We start from the raw sequence: 814 nt of genomic DNA on the forward strand, positions 1-814 counted from the left end.
CCGGCTTCGGCATGCTCTTCGCCGGCGCGATTCTCGCCGTCTACTCCTTCATCGGCTTCGGCGACATGGCGCAGACGGCAGAAGAAGTGCGTGATGTGAAGCGCACCCTCCCGCGCGCGATGATGATCTCGCTGGGCATCGTGTTCGTCTTCTACATCCTGATCGCGATGGCCCTGGTCGGCACGGGCCGGCTCGACGTCATTGCAAGAGCGTCGGCACCGCTCGTGAAGGCCGTGGAACTGTCGGGCTGGCCGGGCCTGCCCGTCGCCGTCGCGAGCCTGTTCGTGATCGTCAACGGGGCGCTGACGCAGATCATCGCGGCTTCGCGACTGCTGCTGGACATCGCGCGCGACGGGCGCGGTGCGCCCGGCGTTTTCGCCCGTGTGAATGACCAGACCGACACGCCGATCGAGGCCACGCTCATCATTACCGCGACGGTGCTGGTGCTGGCCCTGCTGGTGCCGCTCAAGTCGCTTGCCGAAATGACGAGCTTCGCGATCCTGGTGGTATTCGTCGGCGTGAACCTGTCGCTGGTCCGCATGAAGCGGCGCAGCCAGCCGGCCGAGGTGCCCGACATTCCTTTCGTCGTTCCGGTGATCGGTGCACTCGCGGCCGGGGTTGCACTGCTCGGGCAGATCCTGCAGTTCGCCTTCGGCGGATCGTGATCGGGCGGGGCGTGAAGCGACACAGGCCGAAGCCCTGCTCGCTAGGCGAGCCTCAATCCCGGTCAGGGATATCGTTAGGCTTGGCGGAGGGGGTGGGATGGGTCGGTCCTGCGGACCGACGCCTGCGGCTCGAACCCCGGCTTCATGAA

At 66.5% G+C, this 814-nt stretch carries 1 protein-coding gene; it reads left to right on the forward strand.

The annotated features are described in order from the left end of the window. On the forward strand, positions 1 to 665 hold a 665-nt coding region (locus tag G6032_RS00045; protein ID WP_165280089.1), incomplete at its 5' end, for an amino acid permease. Between the last annotated feature and the right edge of the window lie 149 nt (positions 666 to 814).

Origin of the sequence: Wenzhouxiangella sp. XN24, assembly GCF_011064545.1 — a bacterium.
Classification (GTDB): Bacteria; Pseudomonadota; Gammaproteobacteria; order Steroidobacterales; family XN24; genus XN24.